19 protein-coding genes are annotated in these 26338 nt (G+C 63.7%); 8 read left to right on the top strand and 11 right to left on the bottom strand.

From position 1 onward, the window contains the following. Positions 1-19: 19 nt before the first annotated feature. The 11 genes from AACW30_RS02330 to tagH are packed head-to-tail and all read right to left on the bottom strand — an operon-like array spanning position 20 to position 16043. Entirely contained in the window at positions 20-1732 is a 1713-nt protein-coding gene (locus AACW30_RS02330; protein ID WP_119737204.1) for a formylglycine-generating enzyme family protein, read from the bottom strand. After that, positions 1725-2909, bottom strand: a complete 1185-nt coding sequence (locus AACW30_RS02335) for an ABC transporter permease (RefSeq protein WP_119737202.1) — start codon at positions 2907-2909, stop codon at positions 1725-1727. The genes AACW30_RS02330 and AACW30_RS02335 overlap by 8 nt, the downstream gene beginning before the upstream one ends. After that, positions 2909-3613, bottom strand: a complete 705-nt coding sequence (locus AACW30_RS02340; RefSeq protein WP_106575874.1) for an ABC transporter ATP-binding protein — start codon at positions 3611-3613, stop codon at positions 2909-2911. The genes AACW30_RS02335 and AACW30_RS02340 overlap by 1 nt, the downstream gene beginning before the upstream one ends. Further along, positions 3613-6600, bottom strand: a complete 2988-nt coding sequence (locus tag AACW30_RS02345; RefSeq protein ID WP_200622606.1) for a serine/threonine-protein kinase — start codon at positions 6598-6600, stop codon at positions 3613-3615. The genes AACW30_RS02340 and AACW30_RS02345 overlap by 1 nt, the downstream gene beginning before the upstream one ends. Beyond that, positions 6597-7316: a PP2C family protein-serine/threonine phosphatase gene (locus AACW30_RS02350; RefSeq protein WP_106575876.1), complete on the bottom strand. Its 720-nt coding sequence runs from the start codon at positions 7314-7316 to the stop codon at positions 6597-6599. The genes AACW30_RS02345 and AACW30_RS02350 overlap by 4 nt, the downstream gene beginning before the upstream one ends. Next, entirely contained in the window at positions 7317-7970 is a 654-nt protein-coding gene (gene tagF / locus AACW30_RS02355) for a type VI secretion system-associated protein TagF (RefSeq protein WP_106575877.1), read from the bottom strand. It abuts the gene before it with no gap. Then, complete coding sequence (tssM, locus tag AACW30_RS02360; RefSeq protein WP_200622612.1) at positions 7967-11467, bottom strand: type VI secretion system membrane subunit TssM; 3501 nt, start codon at positions 11465-11467, stop codon at positions 7967-7969. Before tssM ends, tagF begins: the two co-directional genes overlap by 4 nt. After that, the gene (locus AACW30_RS02365; protein ID WP_200622613.1) at positions 11464-12753 is read right to left on the bottom strand and encodes a DotU family type VI secretion system protein; all 1290 of its coding nucleotides are present in this window, start codon (positions 12751-12753) and stop codon (positions 11464-11466) included. Before AACW30_RS02365 ends, tssM begins: the two co-directional genes overlap by 4 nt. Positions 12754-12759: 6 nt before the next feature. Beyond that, a complete protein-coding gene (tssK, locus tag AACW30_RS02370) occupies positions 12760-14094 on the bottom strand; it encodes a type VI secretion system baseplate subunit TssK (protein WP_200622615.1) in 1335 nt (444 codons plus the stop codon). Between the two features lie 18 nt (positions 14095-14112). Then, the gene (gene tssJ / locus AACW30_RS02375; protein ID WP_106575881.1) at positions 14113-14622 is read right to left on the bottom strand and encodes a type VI secretion system lipoprotein TssJ; all 510 of its coding nucleotides are present in this window, start codon (positions 14620-14622) and stop codon (positions 14113-14115) included. Between the two features lie 56 nt (positions 14623-14678). Further along, positions 14679-16043 (bottom strand): type VI secretion system-associated FHA domain protein TagH, encoded by a 1365-nt coding sequence (tagH, locus tag AACW30_RS02380; RefSeq protein ID WP_200622621.1) that lies wholly within the window; start codon positions 16041-16043, stop codon positions 14679-14681. A gap of 404 nt (positions 16044-16447) precedes the next feature. On the opposite strand from tagH, the gene tssA reads away from it, so the two are divergent. The 8 genes from tssA to tssH all read left to right on the top strand — a co-directional run bounded on the left by tssA (position 16448) and on the right by tssH (position 26307). Continuing rightward, complete coding sequence (tssA, locus tag AACW30_RS02385) at positions 16448-17467, top strand: type VI secretion system protein TssA (RefSeq protein ID WP_106575883.1); 1020 nt, start codon at positions 16448-16450, stop codon at positions 17465-17467. A 54-nt stretch (positions 17468-17521) separates the two neighbouring features. Beyond that, on the top strand, positions 17522-18028 hold the full coding sequence (gene tssB / locus AACW30_RS02390) for a type VI secretion system contractile sheath small subunit (RefSeq protein WP_017135823.1): 507 nt from the start codon (positions 17522-17524) through the stop codon (positions 18026-18028). Positions 18029-18030: 2 nt separating this feature from the next. Further along, a complete protein-coding gene (tssC, locus tag AACW30_RS02395) occupies positions 18031-19527 on the top strand; it encodes a type VI secretion system contractile sheath large subunit (RefSeq protein ID WP_119737190.1) in 1497 nt (498 codons plus the stop codon). A gap of 169 nt (positions 19528-19696) precedes the next feature. Beyond that, positions 19697-20185, top strand: a complete 489-nt coding sequence (locus AACW30_RS02400; protein ID WP_005792512.1) for an Hcp family type VI secretion system effector — start codon at positions 19697-19699, stop codon at positions 20183-20185. Positions 20186-20278: 93 nt separating this feature from the next. Then, positions 20279-20794: a type VI secretion system baseplate subunit TssE gene (tssE, locus tag AACW30_RS02405; RefSeq protein WP_005792513.1), complete on the top strand. Its 516-nt coding sequence runs from the start codon at positions 20279-20281 to the stop codon at positions 20792-20794. Next, entirely contained in the window at positions 20791-22650 is a 1860-nt protein-coding gene (tssF, locus tag AACW30_RS02410) for a type VI secretion system baseplate subunit TssF (RefSeq protein ID WP_200622623.1), read from the top strand. The genes tssE and tssF overlap by 4 nt, the downstream gene beginning before the upstream one ends. Further along, a complete protein-coding gene (tssG, locus tag AACW30_RS02415) occupies positions 22614-23657 on the top strand; it encodes a type VI secretion system baseplate subunit TssG (RefSeq protein ID WP_179610027.1) in 1044 nt (347 codons plus the stop codon). The genes tssF and tssG overlap by 37 nt, the downstream gene beginning before the upstream one ends. Next, positions 23650-26307, top strand: a complete 2658-nt coding sequence (gene tssH, locus AACW30_RS02420; protein WP_200622626.1) for a type VI secretion system ATPase TssH — start codon at positions 23650-23652, stop codon at positions 26305-26307. The genes tssG and tssH overlap by 8 nt, the downstream gene beginning before the upstream one ends. Positions 26308-26338: the final 31 nt, after the last annotated feature.

The following is a 26338-nucleotide window of genomic DNA, read 5'->3' on the forward strand; positions in this document are numbered from 1 at the left end:
CTCGCCATACAACCAGCGATCAAGACCGCTGACCGCTCGCTGCGAGCAATTCCTTCAAAATCGTTGCCGGGTCGGCCCGCTGTTGTTTGCGGTAGTTGCCGACATGGCGAACGAACAGTGTCGCGCGCGTCACCAGGCTCTTGCCGAGCACTGGCTTGCGATCCAACTCTTCCTTGATTCGTTGAAACTGCGCCTGGATCACCGCGTCGGTGTAGCGCGTGCCGGTGGCCAGGTTGTCGATGTAGATCGCCACCGCGCCGTCGAGCGCGCTGCGGCCATTGTCGATGGCCGTGGCAAACAGCTGCGCGCTGGCCGCGTCCTTGTTGTCCAGTGCCTGCTGGCGACTCTTCTGCAAGTTCATCAGGCGGATGTTGTAGTTGCTGATGGTCTCGGCCACCAGCGCGGCCGATTGAATCAGGTTGCCCGCCGCCTCTTCGCGTTGCTGGGCGATCAGCGAAACGTTGCGCTTGAGTTCTTCGTTGACCAGGCCCAGTTCGGCTTGCAGCTTGGGATCGACGCTGGCGGCGATGATGCTGTCCAGGCGCTTGGTCGGGTCCTGGGCGTCGTCGATGGCGTCGGTCAGCGAGGCCAGGCGGCCTTCTTTCTGCCACTGCGCGAACAGCTCCTTGTAGCGCGAACGCGGCGCAGACAACGCACCTATCGCCACGCGAAAACCGGTGGTCTCGTTGCTCTGCTCGGTGCCGTCGGCGGCAAACAGCGGGTACTCGCGGCGCATGCCCGTGAACAGCGTGCCCTCGCCTTCCAGGTAGTTGCCGCCCTTGACCACAAAGCCGCCGTAGGTGCCCTGGCGGCGCCCGGCGTGCACCAGTTGGAACGACTCCTGGACCATTTCCGCCGCATTGCCAATCACATCGAACATGCCGATCGGGTTGGGCAATTTGGTGCCGATGGGCATCAGGCGTGCCGCCTGGCCTGTACCGCCGGCGACTTGGTTGAACACCGCGTAATCACCCAGCGGCCCGTCGCTTTCACTGCCTTCGACACGACGGGGAAACAGCCGCCCTTCGAGGTCCTGCCGGCTCACTGCCTGGCCACCACGCGCGGCGAATTCCCACTCCACTTCGGTGGGCAAGCGCACAAAACCGAGGCCACCGTCTTCGGCCGATGACCCACGACCACTGACCGGCAGCACGTCGCGGTGGTATTTCATCAACCAGGCGCTGTACACCGCCGAGAAGCGCTCGGCTTCAAAGCGCGAGAGTTTCACCTTGGGCAAGCGTGCAGCCATGCCGGTAGGCGCATCGCACGCTGGCGCCGGCTCACCACTGGCGAGCGACTGTGCCTGGGACATCACTTGGGCATACTGGCGTGCGGTGACTTCGTACTTGCCGATGAAGTACAGCATCGGCTTGAGCGGGGTTTTGGCGTCGGTCTTCGGCATCAAGGGCGCAATAACCGCGTTCCAGTCCTTGGGCAAATCCTTGAGCGTGAACTGGCCGTTGATAAAGTCGCGCCGGTAGCCGGAAATAAACGACTGCTGATAACCCGCCTCACCCTCGGCAAAGGGGTAACCGAGGCTGATCTCGCGGTCATCCAGGGTGCCTTGGGCCAGCACATAGGCGTAGCGGAACACCATGTTGCCTTCGCATGGCAGCGGCAGGCTCACGTCATCGGGCAACGGTTTGGGGTTGTCGAGTTTGTCGCTCGCCTCATCCGCCCACGCCATTGAAGCCAAGCTCAGCGCCATGGCGGCGCCCAGTAACTTATACATCTCTGATTCCTTCAGAAGCCTGGATACGCGCCACTCGCCAACCGCCACAGGCCGCCGCCACGGCGCTGACGCCGAGGACTGCAGCCAGGGCCAGGCCGTAATGAGGCGCCAACAGGTGACTGGCGTATTCGCCCGGCACCTGCACGAATAATTTATTCAAACCCGCCTCGGCCAGGCCATACAACCCGGCACTGAGCACGGCGGCAAACCCTGCGCTGTACAGCGCCTGCACCACCACAAACAGCAACAGCCCGGCAGTGGAAAACCCCAGCAGGCGCAACACCGACAATTCCCGACGCTTGCGCGCCACGGCGGCCAACACGCCGGCGAAGATCGCCGCAAATGCGCCCGCCAAGGCCAACCCGGCAATGATCCAGAACACGATCGACAGGTTGCGACTCAACGACTGCACCTGGGCAATGGCGTTCGCCTGGGTCGACACCAACAGGTTCTGCCCGGCGAAAAACACCCGCAACCGCTCCACATCGGCGAGGTGGCGGGCATACAGGCGAAACGCCGGATAAACCCGCTGCTCAGTCGCGCCGACCGCGTCACCGTCCCAACTCAACGCCGGCACCGCGCGGCCGTCGCGGTAATCTTCCGCCGCTTCCAGCAGGCGCAAATCGGCAAACAAACCGTCCCGCGCAAACGCTTCCAGCGGCAGCACCGCCAGCACCTGCAACCGCGTGCGTTGGGCTTCGACACGCCCTGCCACTTGCCGCGCAAAGCTGGTCTCCAGCCAATCGCCAGGCCGCGCCGCGAGTTTTTCCGCGGCGGTGTGGCTCAACACGATCTGGTCCAGACCCCGAGGCATCGGCAACCCCACGAGCAGCGGATCACCCGCTGCAGTCGGCAGCATTTCCAGGGTCAGCGTGCCCACCTGCGCGGTCGCCGCAATCTGGCGGGTACGCGGCACGGCAAAGGCCACATCACCACGCTGGGCAAGTTGCTCGATAAACGCTGCGTTGAATCGACCGCCGCCCAACGGAATAATTTCACGGGTTGCGGGGTCGGTCTCCAGGCGTTCGGTCAAACTGCTAACCAGTCCAAATTTCAGGCCGAATAACACCAGCAACGGCGCGATCACGGCCACCAATGCCAGCACCGAACAGGCCGACAGCCAGGCGTCGTTGCGGTAATCCTGCCAGGCCAGGGACGCCACCAGACCGATGCGCATCAGCACGCCTCCCCGAGGGTGGCCGTGACGCCGCCGTCGGTGTCACGGCGGCAACTGATGCGCCGCACCTGCAAACCACTGGCGCGGGCCAGCGGCTCGTCATGGGTGGCGATCACGCAGGCTGCGCGATGTTCGCGGGCCTGGGCCAGCAGCGCCTGCATCACACGTTCGGCGTTCAGCGGGTCAAGCGACGCCGTCGGCTCATCCGCCAGCACCAGTTGCGGCGCGTGGGCCAGTGCACGGGCGCAGCTCACGCGTTGGCGTTGGCCCACCGACAGCGCAGTCGGTTTTTTGCCCAACTGATCGCTGATCTCCAACTGTTCGGCCAGACGCGCGACGCTGCCGTCGTCCTTGAGCCCCAGCAGCTGGCGGGACAAGGCGATATTGCTGCGCACATCGAGAAAGCCCAGCAGGCCGCCGGTTTGCAGCACGTAGCCCAAGTGCGTGCTGCGCAACGCGGCCAACGTCGACTGCTGATCGGCACGCCACAGAGCGCCGACATCGACCTGATCAAATTCAAACCGGCCAACCTGATCCGGCGCCAACACCAGCGCCAGCAGATCGAGCAAGGTGCTTTTGCCACAGCCGCTCGGCCCGACGATTGCCAACTGCTCACCCGCGCGCAGCGCCAGCGCCGGAATCACCAGGCTATAGCGCTGGCTGCCAACGCCGCGGCTTTTGTGCACTGCGCTCAAGTTCAGCATCACGGCAGCGTCGACAAGGGCACGCGGTACAACGCATCGCCCGGCTCGGCATCGCCGAAACGGACCCAGTTGGCCACATCATTGTGAAAGGTTTCGTAGAGGCGGATTTTCGAATCCAGCTCGTCGATAAAGTCTTCCTGCTCGGCCACGCTCAACGACAACCACAAGTCCTGGGTCATGTTCAGCGACTTGCTGCGGTACGGCAGGCCTTCCAGGTATTCGCCGAGGATGCCGCCGTCGGCCAGGTTGCCGCCCTTGCGCAGGGCCTGCGGGTCGCGGCTCATGTAGGCCGAGGCACTGGCGATTTCCTGGAAAAAATCCTTGGGCGAGGTCTGGGTCTTGCGCGCCGCATCGACGATCAGTTTCAGCGACTGCTGCAGGTCGTTGAGCTGCAATTTGGTCAGCATCACGCACACCTGGAACGCCGGCAGCGCCGGGTTGGTCAGGTCGCGGTCGGCGGTCCAGGCGCTGACCAGTTGCGGCGCCTGGCTCGCGGTTTTGCGGCCGAGGAAATCCATGTGCATGGCGTAGCCGACGGCCGCGGACTTGTCGGCCAAGGTCGGCGCGGCACTCAGCAGCGGCACCGGCTGCGGCGTGTTGCTGCGCACCTGGTGCACAAGATTGGCGAACACGCTGCCGATCTCATCGACACGCTCACCCAGCTTGCGCACATCCCCCCCTGGCACCGGCGTGTAGAGGTCGCCGATCTGCGGGTTGGCGTCAGCGGTGAGCACGCGGTATTGGGTTTCGGCACCGGCATGGGTTTTCTTGCCGGCGTCGGTGCGCAGGTGCAGGGCGTAGATCTTGATCTGCTTGCCCAGCGCGGCCTGGCGCACCTCGGCTTCGTTCATCTGGGTGGCGGCAAACGGGTCGTTCTTGCGCAGTGCACCGGCGTCGGTGACCAGCAGGATGATGCGCCCACCGTAGCCGGACCAGTCCATGCCATCCACGGCCTGCATCACCCCGGCAAACGCGTCTTCGTTGAACGAGTGACTGGACACGGTGGAGGCTTTGACCTGCCGCGCCATGTCGAGGAGGCGCTCTGGGTCGCGGCCCTGGTCGAGGCTGATCAGCGTCTTGGCGACGTACTCAAGCCCTGGGGTTTTCTTGATGCTGTTGCGAAAACCCACCAGGCCGAAGCTCACGCTGTCCAGCTCACCACGCTCGGCGATGCGGGTTTGCAGCTCGTGCACCACGTCGCGGACCTGGTCGATGTAAGGCTGCATCGACACCGTGGTGTCCACCACCAGCACCACGGCGGTGCGGAAGGCGTCGGCGTTGGTGTTGATCGCTCGGGCGGCCGGCTTGGCAGCCGCGCTGCTGCCGGGGTCGATAGAGGCCACATTGAGCAACTGCACCGGCTGGCCGTTTTCGTCGAAGCTCTCTTTGGAATCGAAAATCGGCAGCAGGTAGAACTGGTCCTGCGGCACCGCACTGGCCGTCGGCTCCAGCGCCAACACCTGTTGATTGTCTTCGCTGTTCTTCTGCGCCTTGGCCAGAACGCCTTTGGCGGCCGCAGGATCGGCCAGCAGTTTTTCCACTTCGCTGGATTGGCGCAGGAACATCACCGGCGCCCGGCCCGAGCGCTCGGTGAATTTGAGCACCAGGCTTTGTTTCCAGTCGCTGACCTGAGCGGCCGGCAACCAGCCGTCGCTGCGCCCATCGGTGGCGGCACCGACACGCAGCCACGGGCTGCCATCGACGTCTTTGCGCTGGTAAACGTAAAGCACGGAAAACGCCGGCAGCCCCTCGTCGGAGGCGCCGCCGGCATCGTGGGACAGCTTGGCGCCCGGCTTGCTCAGCACACGCTGGAACAAGGTCTTCTTGCCCGCCATCAGCAAGGGACGCTGACCGCCGTCCGCATCGGCCACAACCGTTTTTGCTTCAGGAGGCGCGGGCGTTTTCGGCACCACCGCAGCGGGCGGCGCCGCGGGTGTATCGCCGCGGCTCAACCACCAGTAGCTCGCGCCACCGATGGCAAGGGCGACAGCCACTGCGACTGCAGCCAAGGCCAATACCGGCCCGCGACGCTGCTCGGACACATTGCTGTGTTGGGTCGGCGTCACCACCGGTTGGCGCACCGGCTGCGGCTGGGGTTTGTCGGTCGGAATGTCGATAGACACCGGCGTCATGCCCGCCAGGTCGAAGCTCAGCGGAATCGGCAGCGGCCGCACCAGCGTGGCTTCTGGCGAGTCGGGCGGCAGTTGGTCCAGCGCGCGCAGCAACGCCGCCGCGTCCGGGAAACGCTCCGCCGGGTCCTTGGCCAACAGCTTGCGCAGCACCTCCTGATAACGGCCGTGGTGCACCGGCAGTTCCGGCAGCGGTTCGGTCAGGTGCGCCAGCGCCGTGGACAGTGCATCGGTGCCGGTGTAAGGCAACTCGCCGACGAGGATTTCATAGAGCACCACGCCGAGTGCGTAGAGGTCAGCGCGGCCATCAATCTCCTGGCCCCGCGCCTGCTCCGGGCTCATGTAGCTCGGCGTGCCCACGGCAAACCCGGCTTGAGTGAACTGGGTACGGTCATCCAGAGACTTGGCGATGCCGAAGTCCGACAGCACGGCGGTGCCGTCAGCGCGGAACAGAATGTTCGCCGGCTTGACGTCACGGTGGACAAGGCCCTGGGCATGCGCATAGCCCAGCGCCGAGGCGATCTGGCGGATCAACGTCACGCCCTGCTCCGGTGTCAGTCCGGCGGCAATGCGCTCTTTGAGCGTGCCGTTGGGCAGGTATTCCATGGCCATGTAATACAGCTCACCGACGTTGCCGATGTCATGGATGGTCACCGTGTGCGGGTGCGACAGGCGCGCCAGGGTCTTGCCCTCGCGCAGGAAACGCTCGCAAAAACTCGGGTCCGCCGCCAGCGCCGCCGCCATCACTTTTAACGCCACCTTGCGCTCCAGCGAACGCTGGGTCGCCAGGTACACGCTGGCCATGGCGCCTTCGCCGATCTCGCCTTCGATGTCATAACCCGGAATCACGATGTTCATGGCGAAACCTTCACGACAATGGCGGTGATGTTGTCCGGCGCGCCCCGGTTGAGGCCCAGGTGCACCAGGCTGCGCACGATTTCATCCGGCGCGTCGTGGCCCAGCACTTCGCGGATTTCATGATCCTCGACGGTCTTGTTCAGGCCGTCGCTGCACAGCAGGTAGCTGTCACCTGGAGCGATCAGCAGGTCGACCACCGCCACCTCCAACTGCGCCTCCACGCCAATCGCACGGGTGACGATATTGGCGCGAGGGTGCACACGGGCATCGGCTTCACTGAGCAAGCCGCTGTCTTGCAGGTCCTGCACGTAGCTGTGGTCGCGGGAAATGCCTTCCAACACGCCGTCGCGCAGGCGGTACAGGCGGCTGTCGCCGGCCCACAAACACACACCACGCAAGCCGCGTGCGGCCAGGACCACCACGGTGCTGCCCATCATGGTCACGCCACGGTTGGCGGTTTCTTCGCGCACGGTTGCGTTGATGCGGATCAGGTCATTGCGCAGGGCCGCCGAATATTCGTCGAGGGAACGCCCCACCGGCACAGCGCGCAGGCTGTCGACGATCAGGCTGCTGACGTAGTCGCCCGCCGCATGCCCGCCCATGCCGTCGGCCACCACCCACAGACGGTTTTCCGGCAGGTCCAGGCAGGCGTCTTCATTGACCTGACGGACCATGCCCACATGGCTTTTGCTCGCGGATTTGAACGTCGCCCCCATCTACACCACACCTTCTTGTCCGAGCAAAAACTGCGCAAAATCGCCGGCGGCAGGCAAACCCTGACACCGCAATAAACCTGGGGAAATCACCTGCGAGCCACGCCCCCACCACAGGCTCGCGCCCTCGCAGGCCTGTTCGGCGAGCGCGGTCATGCGGCTGTGGGGCACGGTGGCGGCAACGCGTTGCAGCCCGGCAAAGCGGCTGTCCACGGCGCGTTGCTCACTGGCCGGGATGCCGAGTTTGTCGACGCCATCGTTGAAGCCTTCAAAGGTCGCGCCGGCATCCAGCGTGCTGAGCAGCAGCTCTTCGGCCTGCTCAAACCAGGTGTCCGGCCCGCCCACCAGCGATGCGGGGTTGGTGTCGTGATCGAGCAACGCCACCACCGCCAACGGAAAATACCGGCCGACACGGTCAATGCTGGGCATGACCACACCCGCCGCCGCGTCCGGCCCGCACACACCCGGCGCCAGCACAAAGCGCCACAACGGGCTGACCAGGTACACATTGAGCCAGTCGCCACCCAGGCTGTTCTGGCTGGCGAGCAGTCCTGCCGCCAGCCAGCTGTCCCAGGGGCCGATAAAACTCTGGGGCAAGGCGCGGCTGACAAAGTCACCGCGGCTGGCCAACTTGCCGTAGAAACCCAGCGTCGTCATAACCGCTCCGGCAGGCTGAAGCCACTGAGTACGCGGCTCTTGAACGGGTTGAAGGCGCTGTTGGCGCGCAACTCGTAGGCGATGCTCGCCCCGTCCACCCGCAGGCGCAGGTTGAAACGGTCCGGCGAATTGCCGGCGGTGAGGTCCGACTGTTCCAGCAAGCGGAACCAGGCCCACGGGCCGTCCAGGGTGACGCCCGAACGGCCGCTGGCCGATGGCGGCATGATCGAAATACGCACCACGCCGATGCTGCCGGGGTTCGGCCATTGCATGGCGACCGGGCGGCTTGGGCCGTGGTCGTAGCTCAATTGCTGGCCGTCCAGATCAAGCAGGAACTGGGTGATGGTCGGGTCCATCGACACTGGTTTGAGTTCGAAACGCACGATGGGCTGCGTACCACCGGCGCGGAAGAACGCATCACGAATCGCTGCCGCACGCTGGAACGTCTGCAACACGCCTGGCGCAATCCCGAGCTTCTGCGCGGCGCCCGGTTGCCAGCGCCAGGTCTGCGCGGAGGTGTCCACGTAAGGCTGCAGGTACTTGCGGAAATAGTTGTCCATCACCCCGCCCACGCCGAAGAACTGACCGAAGTCATCCAGCGTGGCGTCGCGAGCGCTGCCCGGCGACATCGGATAACGCCCGGCCAGCGACTGGCGGTAGACGTTGACCACTTCGCTGACCCACGCCGCGTTCAGTTGGTTACGCACGCCGCCCATCATGCTGTTGGTGGTGGAATTGACCACCGACTTGACCATGCCCTGTACGAGCGGCGGCTGGCGTTCGGCATTCAGGCTGACCCGCGTGGCCGCAGCCGCCGCCTGGTTCTTGGCCTCGCCAAGCAAAGCATCGCCACTGGCGCCGACCATGGCACTGACCTGCACGTACAGCGCGTTCATGTCTGCCAGCAGGCCGTCGATGGCAGCCGGTTCGCCTTCATTCTTGCTGACGATGCTGTTGAGTTCGGCGAAGTGCGCGGTGACCGGGTCATCCGCAGCAGCCGGCGCGTTGGCGGTCGGTTGTTCCTGGCCGAGCAGGCTGCCGAGGCGCTCCTTGAGTTTGTCGACGCCGCCTTCCACCGGCACGCCTTTAGCGGCCAATTGGCGCTCTTCGGCTTGCAGATCGGTTTCCTTGGACACGGCCACCAGCAGTTTTTTCAGCGGCGAGGTCGGGCCGGAAATCACCCGCAGTACATCGGCCGCCTGGGCCACGCTGGTGATCGGCACAAAGTCGATGTCGGCGAGCAAGGCGTCCCATTGGCGCTGGTAGTCCTGGAAGTACAAGCGGCGCACGTCCGCAGCGAGGCTGACCACGTTCTGCTGGTCGGCCTGTTCACGGCCCAGCACCCATTGCTCTTCGGCGAGGGTGCCGGTCTGGTTCAGGCTGCTCAGCAAGAACGCCTGGCGATACCCCTTGGCGGTGAAGAACCCACTCAGCGGCTCACCCAGCGGCTTGCCACTTTTGCGGCTGAACACCAGCGCAGCATCGCGGCCAGCGGCTTCGTTGATGCGAAAGTCCGGGATGCCGTCGGGCAGCTTCTGGCGCTTGACCCGGTAGTAGACGCGTTGCGCCACCGGCAGTTGTTGCAACTGGCGACGCAGGTCGTCGATCAGCCGTGGGTCCAGGCGCGCGTTTGGCGGGTGGCGCTCGAACAACGCCTGCAAGTGCCCGGTCAGCGCCTGACGCTGATCGGCCGGCAGGTCGCGCGGCAGGTTGCGGTCCCAATCGAGAGCGATCCAGGCCTTGATGAAGTCCGGGTCGTAGTGCTCGGCGTCGGCGAGCATCAGGTAGGCCTTGAGGCCTTCGTACAGGAAATCGGAATTGCCGCCACCGTGCAGTTGCTCTTCGATGCGCGTCACCAGACGCGGCGCAAACACGGCGATCAACAGCTTGCGGTAGACGCTGGCAGATTCGGCTTCGAGCATGTCGCCCTGGTACAGGCCCAGCCCTTCGGACCAGCTTGGCGAATCACCCGCGAGGCTCTTCACCGCATTGAGCAACGGCAGCACGGCGAGCACTTCGCGTTGCGCCGGGCTGAGATTCTGTACGGCCTGGCCCAACGGCGCGACCTTCTGATCCACCTGAGCGATATACGCCTGGTTGGCGCGATAACTCACCCACCACAAACCACTGACCACCACCACCAAAGCGACGGTGGCTGCCAGCACGCCGCGTGCGATCCACTTGCGCCGACGCTCGACCTTGGGGTTCACGCCCACCAGGCCGCGCTCGGCGAAGGCCACGGCGGTGAAGAGTTTTTCGATGAAGTAACTGCGCCCGGTGCCGCTCTGGCGCGCCAGGTGCTGGCGGTCCAGGTTCATGCTTTGGGCCATGGCACCGATCAGGCGATCAATCGGGCTGCCTTCCTGGGTGCCGCTGGTGAAGTACACGCCGCGCAGCAGCACGCGCTCTTCAAAGGCATTGGGTTTGAACACGCCTTCGAGAAAGCTTTGCAGGCAATCTTTCAACGCGCCGAACTGCTGCGGGAAGCCGTAGATCAGGTCGCGCCGCGCCGGGTCGCGCTCCTGTTGCAGGCGCTCCACCAACCGTTCGTTGAGGCGCTGCTCAAGGCCGGCGAACTCGCTTTGCAGCGTCGCCAACGGGCTGTCGCTGTGCTTGCCGTCATCGAGCGCAAAGGTCATGCCCCACACCTGAGCGCGCTCTTCCTTGCTCAGGTTGTCAAAGAACTCCATGAAGCCCGGCACCAGGTCGAGCTTGGTCAGCATCAGGTAAATCGGGAACCGCACGCCCAACTGGGTGTACAGCTCCTGAATACGCAAGCGAATCGCCGCCGCATGGGCAGCCCGTTCGGCGTCTGTGCCAAGCAGCAAATCCGAGAGGCTGATGGCGATAAACGCACCATCAATCGGGCGGCGCGAGCGCTGCTTTTTCAGCAGGTCGAGAAAGCCCAGCCATGCCGCCTTGTCCACCGTCGAGTTGCTGTCCTGGGTGGTGTAGCGGCCCGCGGTGTCGAGCAAAACGGCTTGGTCGGTAAACCACCAATCGCAGTTGCGCGTGCCACCGACGCCCCGCACCGCACCCGCGCCCAATTGCGCAGCCAGTGGAAAATGCAGACCGGAATTGACCAGCGCCGTGGTCTTGCCCGACCCCGGTGGGCCGATGATCACGTACCACGGCAGCTCGTAGAGGTTGCGGCGTTCATCGCCACCGAGCTTGGCCTTTTTCAGCAGCGCCAGGGCCTCGTCCATGCGCTGGCGCAGGGTGCTGAGTTCTTCGGCGGTGGCGACACTGTTGGGGTCGACCGGGGTTTCCGCGGCCAGGCTGCGCATCACTTCGGCGGCCTGGCGGCGGGCCTGGATAATGCGGAACACGCGATACGCGATCCACACCGCAAACACCAGAATGATCAGCGCCCAGCGCCGCCCTTCCGGCACCAGCACATCGAGCAGTGGCCCCACAAACCAGATGATCAGGCTCAGGGCGATCAGGCCCAGCACGGGAATCACCCAGCGAATCATGAAACTGAAAAACGCCTTCACTCGACGCCCTCCGCCAATACGGTGATTTCAACCCGACGATTGCGGGCACGGCCTTCTGCGGTGGCGTTGGTCGCCACAGGCTCGGTGTCACTTCTGCCTTCGGCGCTGAAGCGATCCGCCTGGCCGGTCTTGGCTGCCAGGATCTCCAGCACCGACTTGGCGCGGGCTTCGGACAGCGCCCAGTTGGACGGGAAGCGCAGCGTGGCAATCGGGCGGTTATCGCTGTGCCCGGTGACGCGCACCTGCCCCTTGACCTTGCGGATGGCATCGGCAATGCGCAGCATCAGCGGCTGATAGTCATCGACGATGCTGGAGCTGGCCGAGGCGAACAACTCATCGCCCCGGATCGTCACCACGGAGCGGTCGACCTTGTCTTCCACCGCCACGCGGCCAGCCTTGATGTCTTCCGCCAGGAAACCGGCCAGGCGTGGCCGCTCGATGACTTTGGGCTGCGCCACCGGACGGTCGATGGCCTGTACCGGGATCTCGCCCAGGGCATGAATATTTTTGAACACCGGCTCGGCATCCGACGCCAGTTTCATGCGCAAGCCGAACAGCAACGCCAGCAGCAGCGCCAGGCCGATGGCCACGGCGATCCACGGCGGCATGAATTGCGCCAGGCGATCACGCGCCACGGTCACGCCGCGCCAGTGCGGCGACAGCTCGCGCTCGTGCTCGCCACGCGCACTGCGAATGGCGGCGGCGGTGCGTTCACGCAAGGCTTCGAGCTGGCTGCGACCGTCGTTCATCACGCGGTAACGGCCCTCGAAACCCAGGCACATGCACAGGTACAGCAGCTCCAGCAGGTACAGGCGCTCGCGCGGGCTTTGCAGGCAGTGGTCGAGCAACTGGAAAACTTTTTCGCCGCCCCAGGCTTCGTTGTGCACCGTGATCAACAGGCTCTGCTTGCCCCAGTCGCTGGTGCTGCCCCACGGCGTACTGAGCACCGCCTCATCGAGTGCGGTGCACAGCGCGTAACGTGCCAGCAGCACTTCGTTGCGCGCCACGCCAGCGGCTTCGGCGCGCTCTTCGAACTGGCGCAGGTAAGCCAGCAACTGCGCACGCAGGCTGGCCGGTGCCGGGTGCGCGATGGTGTTGCGCAGGCGCGTCAACAGCGCCAACAGTGGGCCGGCGGCGCTTTCCAGCGGGTTGAGGCCCTGGCTTTTGCCGGTCAGGATCGGCGCGGCCGGCACCGACAGCGGCGCCGGCTCTGCACGCGCAGGTTCCGGCGCACGGCCACCCGGGCGCGGCATGAACTGGGTGCGGTCATCATCATTGGGATGCATCGCGGATTATCCTCGGATCGCCCAGAAGGCCAGGTTCAAACCCGGGAATTGCCCGGCGATGTGGAAGGCAAAGCCGCCGGAGTTATTCAGTTGTTGCCAGTGCTCGCTGCCACGGTCCAGCTCGTAATAGGTACTGCCCGCGTGGTACGGAATCTGGCGTGGCGCCACCGGCAACGGCAGCAGGCCGATGCCCGGCAGTTGCAGGTTGACCATGTCGCGGATGTGCTCCACCGAGCCGACTTTGCTCTGCTGGCCGAAACGCGCGCGCAAGGTTTCGCCGGGCACATCGGCGCGCACCACGAGGATGAAACTGGCGCTGTCGAGCAGGGTTTTGTCGGCGAGCATCGCCACGTGGATGCCGTAGGCTTTTTCCACAATCGGGATCGGTGTGGCTTTGCTGTCGATCAGCATCGACAGCGCCTCACGCAACGCTGCCATCACCGGAGTGAAGCTCAGGGCCAGGTCGTCGTGCTGGTATTGCGGGTATTCCTGGGGGCGACGGCCCGACGTCGAGAAGGTGGAAAACTCACCGGCCAGGCTCACCAGTTCGCTGAAAAAACGCTCCGGGTGCAGCGGGCTCAACTGGCTGAAATGCTGGAGCAGCGGCTGCGCGCGGTTGACCAGTTGCAGCAGCATGAAGTCGGCAATCTCTGACGCACCACCGGCGCCCGAGGCGACCACGCGGCCGGCCAGGGCTTCGCCGCGCTGGTGCAGCAGGCCCAGCAATTCGCTGCGAAAGGCCGTCAGCGGTTTGCTTGCGGCCACGTCCAGCACGGGCGGGATGTAGGTGTCATCCAGCACCAGCGCGCGGTCGGCGCGTTTTTCCTTGATGCGCACCAGGCCGATGGCGGCGTAGTCACTGATGCCATCCTGCGCAGTCAGCAGGCGCAACGCACGGGAACCCAAGGCCACGGGCGCGCGGTTTTCGAACGGGGCGTTGTCATCTCGCACTTCGCGCACCTGGCTGACGTAACGCGCAGCGCCGAGGTCTTCGCCGTCATCGACGGTGGCACGCGCGCCTGCACGCTTGAGCGGCAAGGCCAGGTACACCAGGCCATCGCGCAGGTTGTCGTCGATATTCAAAGGGCTCGGCGCCAGATCATCCTGGGGAATATTGAACGGCGTGCCATCCGGCAACAGGCCACGTGCCGACACAATCGCCAGCTTGCCCTGGGCCAGCAGGCCCTGGTCGATGAGCAATTCGGAGAAACCCCAGGCACCGGCGGACAACGGGCGGCTGCGGGCGTCAATCAGGTTTTCCAGGTAACGGTCATGCTGCTGGAAGTGCTGCGTTCCGATGAACATGCCTTCCGACCAGACCACGCGATTGTTCCAGGACATGGGAGCTCCGTTTGCTTCTTATTGGGCAGGGCTGGATGGGGGAACCACGACGTCGGCGCGTACGGCACGCACATCGAGGCTGATCTGGTATTCGGTGTATTGGCGTGCCGGGACGGTAAGCACCGTGCGCCATTGCGCGCGGTCCAACTCGCGATAGCCCACCAGCAGGCCGATCTGGCGCGTGGACGGGTCGAGGTTGCGCTGAATACTCAGTTGCTGGCCGGGTTGCACCATCACTTCGTCCTGGTCCAGCAGATCGAGGCCGAGCGTGGATTGCGCGCGATCAGCCAGCGCGAAGTAATCGGAGCGGCTGAAGGTGGCGGCGTTTTTCAGTTCAAAAATGCGTACGCGAACCGGCGCGGCCTGGCCGTTGGCGCCGGGGTTGAGCCCGGCAATGGCGTGAAAATGCAGTTCGATGGCGGCGGTGTCCGCTTCGGCTTCAGTGGCCGCCTCGGGCTTGGCGGCATCCTTGGCACACGCCGTCAGCAGCAGCGCCGTGGCGGCTGCGAGTAAAAACCTGGGAATCATCCTGCGTCCTCAATGACGTACTTAGCTATCCGTTTTATCCATTACTGCGTTGCGGTTTAGCGACGCTGTCGTGCGCTGTGTTCTTCGTAGGCTCGGCTGAATTCGCGACCGAACAGGTCCTGGAAATCTTCCTGGGCTTCGCGCGAAATATTGCTGTAAAGCTCGGTGAACTGCTGCCAGTACTGGGCCTGGCGCGAGCCGTTGAAAATGCTCGACAGCCCGCCGGGCTTGCCCATGCGCTCTTCGAGTTGCGCCGGTTCAAAGCGCGCGAGCAAGTGCTTGATGGCTGCTTCTACACCGGCCATCACCGCCAGTTGATGGGCGCGCAGGTCGTCGAAACTGTCGCGCACAGCGATATCCGGCGCCATGAACGCTTGGTTTCCATGCCGAAGCAGCAGCAGTAAGGCTTCGTCGGCGTTGGGCGCGAACTTCAACGGATTGTTTTCGGCAGGCCGGATCATCGTCTGCTGCATACGGAACTCGCCCTTGAGGCTGGCGCGGGCGCGCAATACGTCGATCAGGCCTTCGACCATCAACCGGTAGCTGCGGCCAATGCTCTCCATCTGCGCGCAGGCGTCAGCCTTGTCCAGGCGCAGCTGGTCGAGGCCGGCGCCGCGCAGGAAGGCTTGCAACAGGTCGGGCTGTTGGCTGTCCGCCACGGGGACCGCGGGCTCGACCACGGGCGGCGACTGGATGACTGGCGGCGCGGGTGGCGACTGGATGACCGACGGCGCGGGAGGCGGTGCAACGGGCTTCGGGGTACTGGCCACAGGCGTGGGTGTGTCGCCAAACACGTCCCAGTCTTCGGGAATCACCGAACCAGACACCGCCGGCTTCTCCACCACCGGCACGGCAACGGGGGTCGGCGGGCGAAAGTCGTGTTGCTCGGACGGCACGTGGTCCGCCACGGTCGGTGGTGGCACGGCGGTGGGCGTGAGGAAATCGAACAGGTCCGGTAGCGTGTCCATCGACGAGGCGCCATGAAACTGCGGCGCGATCACCGGCGTCGGCGCGGGCGCGTTCACCACCGCGCCCATCAACGCCTCGAAGCTGTTCGGCGAATCGCCGGCAAACGGCTGGCTATCGATGGTTTGCACGTTGAAGTCGATACGCGCCTGGATTTCGTAGTCGCCGATGCGGATCAATTCACCGTCTTGCAACGGTTCGCTGTTCCCTCGGCGCATACGAATACCGGCGTTAACCAATTCAACGCCGTTGGTGCTGTTATCGGTTAAATAGTAACGGCCATCTTTGTATTGAATAACGCAGTGTTGCGAGGAGACAAGGCGCTCTGGATCAGGCAATACCCAGTCATTATCAGAACTGCGGCCAATAGCCATCACGCCCTGATTCATGGACTTTTCAGGGCATTGCCCAGGGGTGATCTTGTGATAACTAGTGATAGTCAAACACAGCGACATCTTGCCTCCTTGCTGATACATCGCGCGCGGTCTATCCAAGGGTCTACCTGAAGGAACCAGACTTCCCGAGCGATACCGCCAGTCGCGTTAACGACCGTAAAAATATGCTTTTACCAGCATGATCGCTGATCTTAACTGGCCTCTATGACAAAAACCCTGTCCCGGTGCGCCGTTCGACCCGCCAGTCGCGCAGGGTGTTAAGCACCGCACATCTGTCACAGAGGGCGAATAGCTTACCTTGACAAGGCGTAACTACTACACCAAAAATGCACAACTTCTTGAACATCAGTGGTGGCACGGTAGTGGCACTCTGACTGTATGACCAAGAAAACATGCAAAGTTTATCGCGCAACTAATGCATGCATTGCCCGGCATCTAACGGGCTGATAGGGAGATCGAATCAAGTGGATGTGCCGTTGCTGCTCGCCGCCGTTTCCGCGACTTCGCCATGTGGCGAAGACATGGAATATGACGCGCAATTTCTCCAACTGGAGCGTGACGCCAAGGGCCAACCCGAGCGCAGCATGGGCGACTCTATCCTGCCCGCTGAGCCACCGGAATGGCGCAGCATCCAGCAGCAAAGCCTCGACTTGTTGCAGCGCAGCAAAGACCTGCGCATCACCCACTTTCTGTTGCAAAGCTCCCTCGCCCTTCAGGGTGTGGCCGGGCTGGCCGAAGTCCTCACGCTGATCAACGCGCTGCTGCGCGAGTACTGGGCCGACCTGCACCCGCGCCTGGATGCCGACGACGATAACGACCCCACCGTACGCATCAATGCCTTATCCGGCCTGACCAGCGACGCAACCATTCGTCTACTGCGCGAAAGCATCCTCACACGCTCGCGCACGTTCGGGCCGGTGAGCCTGCGTGCCGCGCTGAACGCCAGCGGCCTGATGAGCTTCCCCGATGAACAGCTCGGTGCCCAGCAACTCAACGCGGCATTTCTGGACAGCGATCCCGAACAACTGCAAGCCACGCGCGATGCCTTGAGCGCCGCGCGCGCCGCCTGCGAAGCCATCGAACAACAGGTCAGCGACCAGGTCGGTTCGGCCCAGGGCGTGGACCTCAGCCTGTTGAAGCAACCGCTCAAGCAGGCGCTGCAAGTCCTCAACCAATTCGTACCGAACAGCGATACCAGCAGCGAACCCGAGGCCGTCAGTGACGACAATGCCCCCTCGGTCGATTTCGCCGCTGCCCCCGCCGCACCGCGCCCCACTGGCGACATCGCCAGCCGCGATGACGTGCTGCGCAGCCTCGACAAGATCCTTGCGTACTACACCCGTCACGAGCCTTCGAGCCCGCTGCCGGTGCTGTTGAACCGGGCGAAGAATCTGGTGCACGCCGACTTCGCGGCCATCGTGCGCAATCTGATTCCCGACGGCATGTCCCAATTTGAAAACCTGCGCGGCCCGGACGGCGAGTAAGCCGCCCGGCTGTGCAGTAACAACACCGTCGCTCAAGCGACCAGGAGCAGCAACGTGGCGAAGCAAAGTTCTCAGAAATTCATCGCGCGCAACCGTGCGCCTCGAGTGCAGATCGAGTACGACGTCGAGCTTTACGGCGCCGAGAAAAAGGTCCAGCTGCCCTTCGTGATGGGTGTGATGGCCGACCTCGCCGGCAAGCCTGCCGAACCGCTCGCACCCGTGGCCGACCGCAAGTTCCTTGAAGTGGACGTCGACAACTTCGACTCGCGCCTCAAGGCCATGCAGCCACGCGTAGCGTTCCACGTACCGAACGAGCTGACCGGCGAAGGCAACCTGAGCCTGGACATCACTTTCGAAAGCATGGACGACTTCAGCCCGGCCGCCGTGGCCCGCAAGGTCGATTCGCTCAAGCAACTGCTCGAAGCCCGCACCCAGCTGGCCAACCTGCTGACCTACATGGACGGCAAGACTGGCGCTGAAGAAATCATCATGAAGGCGATCAAGGACCCGGCACTGCTTCAGGCACTTGCCAGCGCGCCTAAGCCTGCAGGGGACCAGTAATCATGACTGACAATACCGCCCGCGAAGGCTCCCAGATCCTGGGTGCCACCGAAGAAGCCAGCGAGTTCGCCAACCTGCTGCTGCAAGAATTCAAACCCAAGACCGAGCGTGCCCGCGAAGCCGTGGAAACCGCTGTGCGCACCCTGGCCGAACAGGCCTTGGCACAGACGGACCTGGTGTCCAATGACGCGATCAAGTCGATTGAGTCGATCATCGCCGCCATCGACGCCAAGCTCACCGCTCAGGTCAACCAGATCATCCATCACCCGGATTTCCAACAACTGGAAAGCGCCTGGCGTGGCCTGCACTACCTGGTCAACAACACCGAGAGCGACGAGCAACTGAAGATTCGCGTGCTCAACATCTCCAAGCCGGACCTGCACAAGACCCTGAAGAAATTCAAGGGCACCGCGTGGGACCAGAGCCCGATCTTCAAGAAGATGTACGAAGAAGAATACGGCCAGTTTGGCGGCGAACCGTACGGCTGCCTGGTCGGCGACTACTACTTCGACCAGTCGCCACCCGACGTAGAGCTGCTGGGCGAGCTGTCGAAAGTCTGCGCCGCCATGCACTCCCCGTTCATCGCTGCGGCGTCGCCGACCGTGATGGGCATGGGCTCGTGGCAGGAACTGTCGAACCCGCGCGACCTGACCAAAATCTTCACCACGCCGGAATACGCCGGCTGGCGCTCGCTGCGTGAATCGGAAGATTCGCGCTACATCGGCCTGACCATGCCGCGCTTCCTGGCGCGCCTGCCCTATGGCGCCAAGACCGATCCGGTGGAAGCCTTCGCCTTCGAAGAAAACACCGACGGCGCCGACAGCTCCAAGTACACCTGGGCCAACGCCGCCTACGCGATGGCGGTGAACATCAACCGCTCGTTCAAACACTACGGCTGGTGCTCGCGCATCCGTGGCGTAGAGTCCGGCGGTGAAGTGGAAAACCTGCCAGCCCACACGTTCCCGACCGATGACGGTGGCGTGGACATGAAGTGCCCGACCGAAATCGCTATCAGCGACCGCCGTGAAGCGGAACTGGCGAAGAACGGTTTCATGCCGCTGCTGCACAAGAAAAACACCGACTTTGCCGCCTTCATCGGTGCCCAGTCGTTGCAGAAACCGGCTGAATACGACGACCCGGATGCCACTGCCAACGCCAACCTGGCCGCGCGCCTGCCGTACCTGTTCGCCACCTGCCGTTTCGCGCACTACTTGAAGTGCATCGTGCGCGACAAGATCGGTTCCTTCAAAGAGAAGGACGAGATGCAGCGCTGGTTGCAGGACTGGATCCTCAACTACGTCGACGGCGACCCGGCGCACTCCACCGAAACCACCAAGGCCCAGCACCCATTGGCTGCCGCCGAAGTGATCGTGGAAGACGTCGAAGGCAACCCGGGTTACTACAACTCCAAGTTCTACCTGCGCCCGCACTATCAGCTTGAAGGGCTGACCGTGTCGTTGCGTCTGGTATCGAAGCTGCCTTCGGCGAAAAGCGCGTAACCACGAATGAGCCGGCTCTTCTGTGGGAGCCGGGCTTGCCCGCGATTTAGGCGACACGGTCTGCCAGTCAGACCGCGTTGATGCAATCGCAGGCAAGCCAGCTCCCACAGAAAGCACTGCCCATTGGGCTTAAACAAATATCGTGGCTGAGTCCACACAGGGAGAAAACATGGCTGTTGATATTTTCATCAAGATCGGCGACATCAAGGGCGAGTCCATGGACAAGGCCCACAAGGACGAAATCGACGTGCTGAACTGGAGCTGGGGCATGGCTCAGTCCGGCAACATGCACGTTGGCGGTGGCGGCGGTGCGGGCAAGGTGAATATCCAGGACCTGTCGCTGACCAAGTACGTCGACAAGGCTTCGCCAAACCTGATGATGCACTGCGCCAGCGGCAAGCACATCGACAAGGTCAAGCTGACCGTGCGCAAGGCCGGTGGCGAAAGCCAGGTCGAGTACATGGTGATCAACCTGGAAGAAGTGCTGGTCACGTCCCTGAGCACCGGCGGCTCGGGCACCGATGATCGCCTGACCGAAAACGTCACCCTGAACTTCGCCCAAGTGATGGTCGACTACCAGCCGCAGAAAGCCGACGGCACCAAAGACGGCGGCGCGATCAAGTTTGGCTGGAACATCCGTTCCAACACCAAGCGCTGATAAACCCGGTGGCCGTGGCTCGCCGCCACGGCCCCAGGCATCGGCTTCTCGCAGAAACCGTCCCTCTCACAACCCGTCCGTGGAGCTGCTTTGGTGGTAACTGAAATCGCTTCCCGCGACCGTCTGCAACCGTCCCTGCTGGACCGGTTGACCGACGACGACCCAACCAATCCCAAGGAAAGCGCCGACAAACGCGTGCTCTCCCTGACCCAATTGAAAGCCTCGGTGCTGCGCGACCTGGCGTGGCTGCTCAACACCACGTCGTTGCTGGACGCCGATGCTACGCTGCACACCCCGGCCGGTACGTCGGTGGTCAATTACGGTTTGCCGGCACTGGCGGGCAACAGCGTTTCCAGTGTCGATATCAAAGCCCTGGAAGCCCTGATCTACCAGGCCATCGCCACCTTTGAACCGCGTATTTTGCGCCACACCCTGCGCGTCAAGGCCCGTGTCGGCCACGGCGAAATGAACCACAACGCGCTGAGCTTCGAGATCGAAGGCGACCTGTGGGCGCAGCCGGTGCCATTGCGCTTGCTGCTGCAAACCGACCTCGACCTGGAATCCGGCCATGTGCGCGTGGTGAACGCCGACCAGCGGAGGCGCCCATGAACCCGCGCCTGCTGGAGCTGTACAACCAGGAACTGCACCACGTGCGCGAAAGCGCCGCCGAGTTCGCCAAGGAATACCCGAAGATCGCCAGTCGGCTGACCCTGTCCGGTATGGACTGCGCCGACCCGTACGTCGAACGCCTGCTCGAAGGCTTTGCCTACCTCACCGCCCGCGTGCAACTCAAGCTCGACGCCGAGTACCCGACCTTCACCCACAACCTGCTGGAAATCGCCTACCCGCACTACCTGGCGCCGACGCCGTCGATGACCGTGGTGCAATTGCAGACCGACCCGGACGAAGGCTCGCTGGCCAGCGGTTTTCCGTTGCCGCGCGACACCGTGCTGCGTGCCGCGCTGGGCCGCGAAACCCAGACCTGCTGCGAGTACCGCACCGCGCACCCGGTGACGCTGTGGCCGTTGCAGGTCAGCGGCGCCGAGTACTTCGGCAACCCTGCCGCCGTGCTCGGCCGCCTGGCCGCCAGCGAGCCGAAGGCCAAGGCCGGTTTGCGCCTGACCCTGCGCACCGGCGCCGAATTGCCGTTCAACAGCCTCGGCCTCGACAACCTGCCGCTGTACCTCAGCGGCGCCGACGAGCAGCCGTTTCGCCTCTACGAACAATTGCTGGGCAACGCCTGCGCGGTGTTTGCGCGCAAACCCGGCGGTGATTGGGTCGAACGCCTGCCGCACGACGCGTTGCGTTCGCGCGGCTTTGACGACGCTGATGCGGCCATGCCGGTGGTGGCCCGGGCATTCCAGGGCTATCGCCTGTTGCAGGAATATTTCGCCCTGCCCCACCGCTTCCTGTTCGTCGAATTTGCTGAACTGAGCCGCGCGGTCAAACGCTGCGACGGTCAGGAGCTGGAACTGATCGTGCTGTTCGACCGCCACGAGCCGAGCCTGGAAGGCAGTGTCGGCCCGGCGCAGTTCATGCCGTTCTGCACGCCGGCGATCAACCTGTTCCCCAAACGCGTGGACCGTATTCATTTGTCTGACCGCGTTAACGAACACCACGTGATTGCCGACCGCACGCGGCCAATGGATTTCGAGATTCACTCGCTGAGCGGCATCACCGGCCACGGCACCGGGCCGGAGCAGCCGTTCCTGCCGTTCTACGCGGTGCGCGACCCGTCACGTTATGGGCGCGATCAGGCTTACTACACGCTGCGCCGCGAGCCGCGCGTGTTGTCCAGCGACCAACGCCGCAACGGCCCGCGCTCTACCTACGTGGGCAGCGAAACCTTTGTCAGCCTGGTCGACAGCCAGCAAGCGCCCTACCGCCACGACCTGCGCCAACTCGGCGTGACCGCGCTGTGCACCAACCGCGATCTGCCGTTGTTCATGAGCGTGGGCAACGGCAAGACCGACTTTACTTTGGCCGACAGCGCGCCCGTGTTGTCGGTGCGCTGCGTCGCCGGCCCGAGCCGCCCACGCGCCAGCCACGCGCATGACGCCAAGGCCTGGCGCCTGATCAGCCAGTTGTCGCTCAACTACCTGTCGCTGAGCGAACAGGGCCAGGGCGCCGGCGCTTTGCGTGAACTGCTGCGCCTGTATGGCGACAGCAACGACGCGGCGCTGCAACTGCAAATCGAAGGCCTGCGCGAAGTCAGCAGCAAAGCCGTGACCCGGCGCCTGCCGATGCCTGGCCCGATCGTGTTTGGCCGTGGGTTGGAAATTACCCTGGAATTCGATGAAAACGCGTTTCGCGGCACCGGCGTGTTTCTGCTCGGTGCGGTGCTGGAGCGCTTCCTGGCACGCTACGTGTCGATCAACAGTTTTACCGAGACGGTGATCCGTACCACCGAACGCGGCGAGATCATGCGATGGAAAGCCAAGCCCGGGCGGCGTCCGACCCTGTGAACACACTGGATGCGATGCATCAGGAGCCCTGGGAATACGATTTCTTCCAGGCGCTGCGGCGTATCGAGTGCGAATCGCCGCAGCTGCCGCGCCTGGGCCATTCCCTGCGCCTGGCGGATGACCCGTTGCGCCTAGGGCAACAGGCCGATTGCACCTTCGCCCCGGCCACTTTGGCCTCGGTCGATCCCGGTGGCGAGGGCAAACCAGCGCGGCTTGAGCAGTTCTTCTTCGGCCTCGGCGGCCCCAACGGCCCGTTGCCGCTGCACATCACCGAGTACGTGCGCGAGCGCCAGCGCAACAACGCCGACAGCACCAGCAAGCAGTTTTTGGACGTGTTCCACCATCGCCTGCTCAGCCTGTTTTACCGGGCCTGGGCTGAGGCGCGGCCAACGGTCAGCCACGACCGCCCGGATGACGATTACTGGTCGGCACGCCTGGCAGCACTGAGCGGCCGAGGAATGCCGAGCCTGCTGAATCAGGGGCTGATTCCCGACACGGCGAAGCTGCATTACAGCGGCCACCTGTCAGCGCAAACCCGCTACCCGGATGGGCTTAAGGCGATTCTGAGCGAGTATTTCGGCCTGCCGGTGGAGATTGAAGAATACGTCGGCCAATGGCTGGAATTGCCCGAGCGCAGCCGCGTAAGCGTCAGCGCGAACCAGTTGGGCGTGGATTTTTGCCTGGGCAGCCACGTGTGGGACCGCCAGCATAAATTCCGCATCCGCCTCGGCCCGCTCACGCTGGATGACTACATGGGCATGCTGCCCGGCAGCCAGCCGTTCAACGAGCTGGTGGCGTGGGTGGCCGAGTACCTGGGCCATGAACTGGACTGGGACCTGAACCTGGTTTTGCAACAACCCGAAGTACCGGCGCTGCAGCTCAATGGCCAGTTCCGCCTGGGCTTCAACACCTGGCTCGGCCGACCCGAGCATGACGCCAACGACCTAATCCTGGCTCGGCATTACGCCGACCACGCCACCACCTCAAGGAATCCAGAGCATGGGTGAAATCAGTCGCGCCGCACTGTTCGGCAAACTCAACAGCGTGGCCTACAAGGCCATCGAAGCCGCCACTGTGTTCTGCAAACTGCGGGGCAACCCGTACGTGGAACTGGCCCACTGGTTTCACCAGTTGCTGCAACTGCAGGACTCGGACCTGCACCGTATCATTCGCCAGTTCAACGTCGAGCCCGCCCGCCTGGCCCGTGACCTGACCGAAGCACTGGACCGCCTGCCAAGGGGCTCAACGTCGATCACCGACCTGTCGTCCCACGTGGAAGAAGCGGTGGAACGCGGTTGGGTGTACGGCAGCCTGATGTTCGGCGAAAGCCAGGTGCGCACCGGTTACCTGGTGCTCGGCATTCTGAAGACCCCAAGCCTGCGCCATGCACTGCTGGGCTTGTCGTCCGAGTTCGACAAAATCAAAGCTGAAGCATTGAGCGAACGCTTCGACGAATACGTCGGCGACTCGCCCGAAAATGCATTGAGTGCCAGCGACGGCTTCAATGCCGGCGCTGTACCCGGCGAAGCCAGCGGCGCCATGGCACCGAGCGCGATGGGCAAGCAGGAGGCGCTCAAGCGCTTTACCGTGGACCTGACCGAACAAGCCCGCAGCGGCAAGCTCGACCCAATCGTCGGGCGTGATGAAGAGATCCGCCAACTGGTGGATATCCTCATGCGTCGGCGCCAGAACAACCCGATCCTCACTGGCGAGGCCGGTGTGGGCAAGACCGCCGTGGTCGAAGGCTTCGCCCTGCGCATCGTCGCCGGGGACGTGCCGCCCGCACTCAAAGACGTGGAGCTGCGCAGCCTCGACGTGGGCCTGCTGCAAGCCGGCGCCAGCATGAAAGGCGAGTTCGAACAGCGCTTGCGCCAGGTCATCGAAGACGTCCAGGCCTCGCCCAAGCCGATCATCCTGTTCATTGACGAAGCCCACACGCTGGTGGGTGCCGGTGGCGCTGCCGGGACCGGTGACGCCGCCAACCTGCTCAAGCCCGCCCTCGCCCGCGGCACCTTGCGTACTGTGGCCGCGACGACGTGGGCCGAGTACAAAAAACACATCGAAAAAGACCCGGCCCTGACTCGCCGTTTCCAAGTGGTACAGGTGGCCGAGCCGTCGGAAGACAAGGCGCTGTTGATGATGCGCGGCGTGGCTTCGACCATGGAAAAACACCACCAGGTGCAGATCCTCGATGAAGCCCTGGAAGCCTCGGTGAAGCTGTCGCACCGCTACATTCCGGCGCGCCAGCTGCCGGATAAATCCGTGAGCCTGCTGGACACCGCCTGCGCTCGCGTCGCCATCAGCCTGCATGCCGTGCCGGCCGAAGTCGACGACAGCCGCCGTCGCATCGAAGCGCTGGAAACCGAGCTGCAAATCATCGCCCGCGAGCATGCCATCGGCATCGCCATCGGCGCACGCCAGAGCAACAGCGAAGCCTTGCTGAGCGCTGAACGTGAACGCCTCGCGACGTTGGAAAGCCGCTGGGCCGAAGAGAAAACCCTGGTCGATGAGCTGCTCGCCACCCGTGCAACCCTGCGCGAGAAAGCCGGTGTTGTGGACAGCGGCAACGATGAGTTGCGCGCACAGCTGGTGGACCTGCAACAACGCCTCACCGCCCTGCAAGGCGAAACCCCGCTGATCCTGCCGACCGTGGATTACCAGGCCGTGGCCTCGGTGGTCGCCGACTGGACCGGCATCCCGGTGGGCCGCATGGCGCGCAACGAACTGGAAACGGTGCTTAACCTCGACCAGCACCTGAAAAAACGCATCATCGGCCAGGACCACGCCCTGCAGATGATCGCCAAGCGCATCCAGACTTCCCGCGCCGGCCTCGACAATCCGAGCAAGCCGATTGGCGTGTTCATGCTGGCCGGCACCTCGGGTGTGGGCAAGACCGAGACCGCGCTGGCGCTGGCTGAAGCCATGTACGGCGGTGAGCAGAACGTGATCACCATCAACATGAGCGAGTTCCAGGAAGCCCACACCGTGTCGACCCTCAAGGGCGCGCCGCCGGGCTATATCGGCTACGGCGAAGGCGGCGTGCTGACCGAAGCGGTGCGGCGCAAACCCTACAGCGTGGTGCTGCTGGACGAGGTGGAAAAAGCCCACCCGGACGTGCACGAGATCTTCTTCCAGGTGTTCGACAAGGGCGTGATGGAAGATGGCGAAGGCCGCGTTATCGACTTCAAGAACACCCTGATTCTGCTGACCACCAACGCCGGCACTGAGTTGATTTCGCAGGTGTGCAAAGACCCGGCGAATATTCCCGAGCCGGAAGAAATCGCCAAGGCGTTGCGCCAGCCATTGCTGGAAATTTTCCCGCCGGCGCTGCTCGGCCGTTTGGTGACGATTCCTTACTACCCGCTGAGCGACGAGATGCTCAAGGCAATTACCCGCCTGCAACTCAACCGCATCAAAAAGCGTGTGGAGAACACCCACAAAGTCGCCTTCGATTACGACGACGAAGTCGTCGACCTCATCGTGTCCCGCTGCACCGAAACCGAAAGCGGTGGGCGGATGATCGACACCATCCTCACCAACAGCCTGCTGCCGGACATGAGCCGCGAGTTCCTCACCCGCATGCTCGAAGGCAAGGCGCTGGCGGGCGTGCGGATCAGCACGCGGGATAACGAATTGCACTACGACTTCAACGATTGACCTGACGGAATGCGATCAAAACTGTGGGAGC

The sequence above is a fragment of the Pseudomonas sp. MF6747 genome (assembly GCF_963890955.1).
In the GTDB taxonomy this organism is placed as follows: domain Bacteria; phylum Pseudomonadota; class Gammaproteobacteria; order Pseudomonadales; family Pseudomonadaceae; genus Aquipseudomonas.

Bases quoted from the DNA above. Each gene is read 5' to 3' on its own strand.
- AACW30_RS02330 (WP_119737204.1), bottom strand. From the start codon at position 1,732: ATGTATAAGTTACTGGGCGCCGCCATGGCGCTGAGCTTGGCTTCAATG.
- AACW30_RS02335 (WP_119737202.1), bottom strand. From the start codon at position 2,909: ATGCGCATCGGTCTGGTGGCGTCCCTGGCCTGGCAGGATTACCGCAAC.
- AACW30_RS02340 (WP_106575874.1), bottom strand. From the start codon at position 3,613: ATGCTGAACTTGAGCGCAGTGCACAAAAGCCGCGGCGTTGGCAGCCAG.
- AACW30_RS02345 (WP_200622606.1), bottom strand. From the start codon at position 6,600: ATGAACATCGTGATTCCGGGTTATGACATCGAAGGCGAGATCGGCGAA.
- AACW30_RS02350 (WP_106575876.1), bottom strand. From the start codon at position 7,316: ATGGGGGCGACGTTCAAATCCGCGAGCAAAAGCCATGTGGGCATGGTC.
- tagF (WP_106575877.1), bottom strand. From the start codon at position 7,970: ATGACGACGCTGGGTTTCTACGGCAAGTTGGCCAGCCGCGGTGACTTT.
- AACW30_RS02365 (WP_200622613.1), bottom strand. From the start codon at position 12,753: ATGCATCCCAATGATGATGACCGCACCCAGTTCATGCCGCGCCCGGGT.
- tssK (WP_200622615.1), bottom strand. From the start codon at position 14,094: ATGTCCTGGAACAATCGCGTGGTCTGGTCGGAAGGCATGTTCATCGGA.
- tssJ (WP_106575881.1), bottom strand. From the start codon at position 14,622: ATGATTCCCAGGTTTTTACTCGCAGCCGCCACGGCGCTGCTGCTGACG.
- tagH (WP_200622621.1), bottom strand. From the start codon at position 16,043: ATGTCGCTGTGTTTGACTATCACTAGTTATCACAAGATCACCCCTGGG.
- tssC (WP_119737190.1), top strand. From the start codon at position 18,031: ATGACTGACAATACCGCCCGCGAAGGCTCCCAGATCCTGGGTGCCACC.
- AACW30_RS02400 (WP_005792512.1), top strand. From the start codon at position 19,697: ATGGCTGTTGATATTTTCATCAAGATCGGCGACATCAAGGGCGAGTCC.
- tssF (WP_200622623.1), top strand. From the start codon at position 20,791: ATGAACCCGCGCCTGCTGGAGCTGTACAACCAGGAACTGCACCACGTG.
- tssG (WP_179610027.1), top strand. From the start codon at position 22,614: ATGGAAAGCCAAGCCCGGGCGGCGTCCGACCCTGTGAACACACTGGAT.
- tssH (WP_200622626.1), top strand. From the start codon at position 23,650: ATGGGTGAAATCAGTCGCGCCGCACTGTTCGGCAAACTCAACAGCGTG.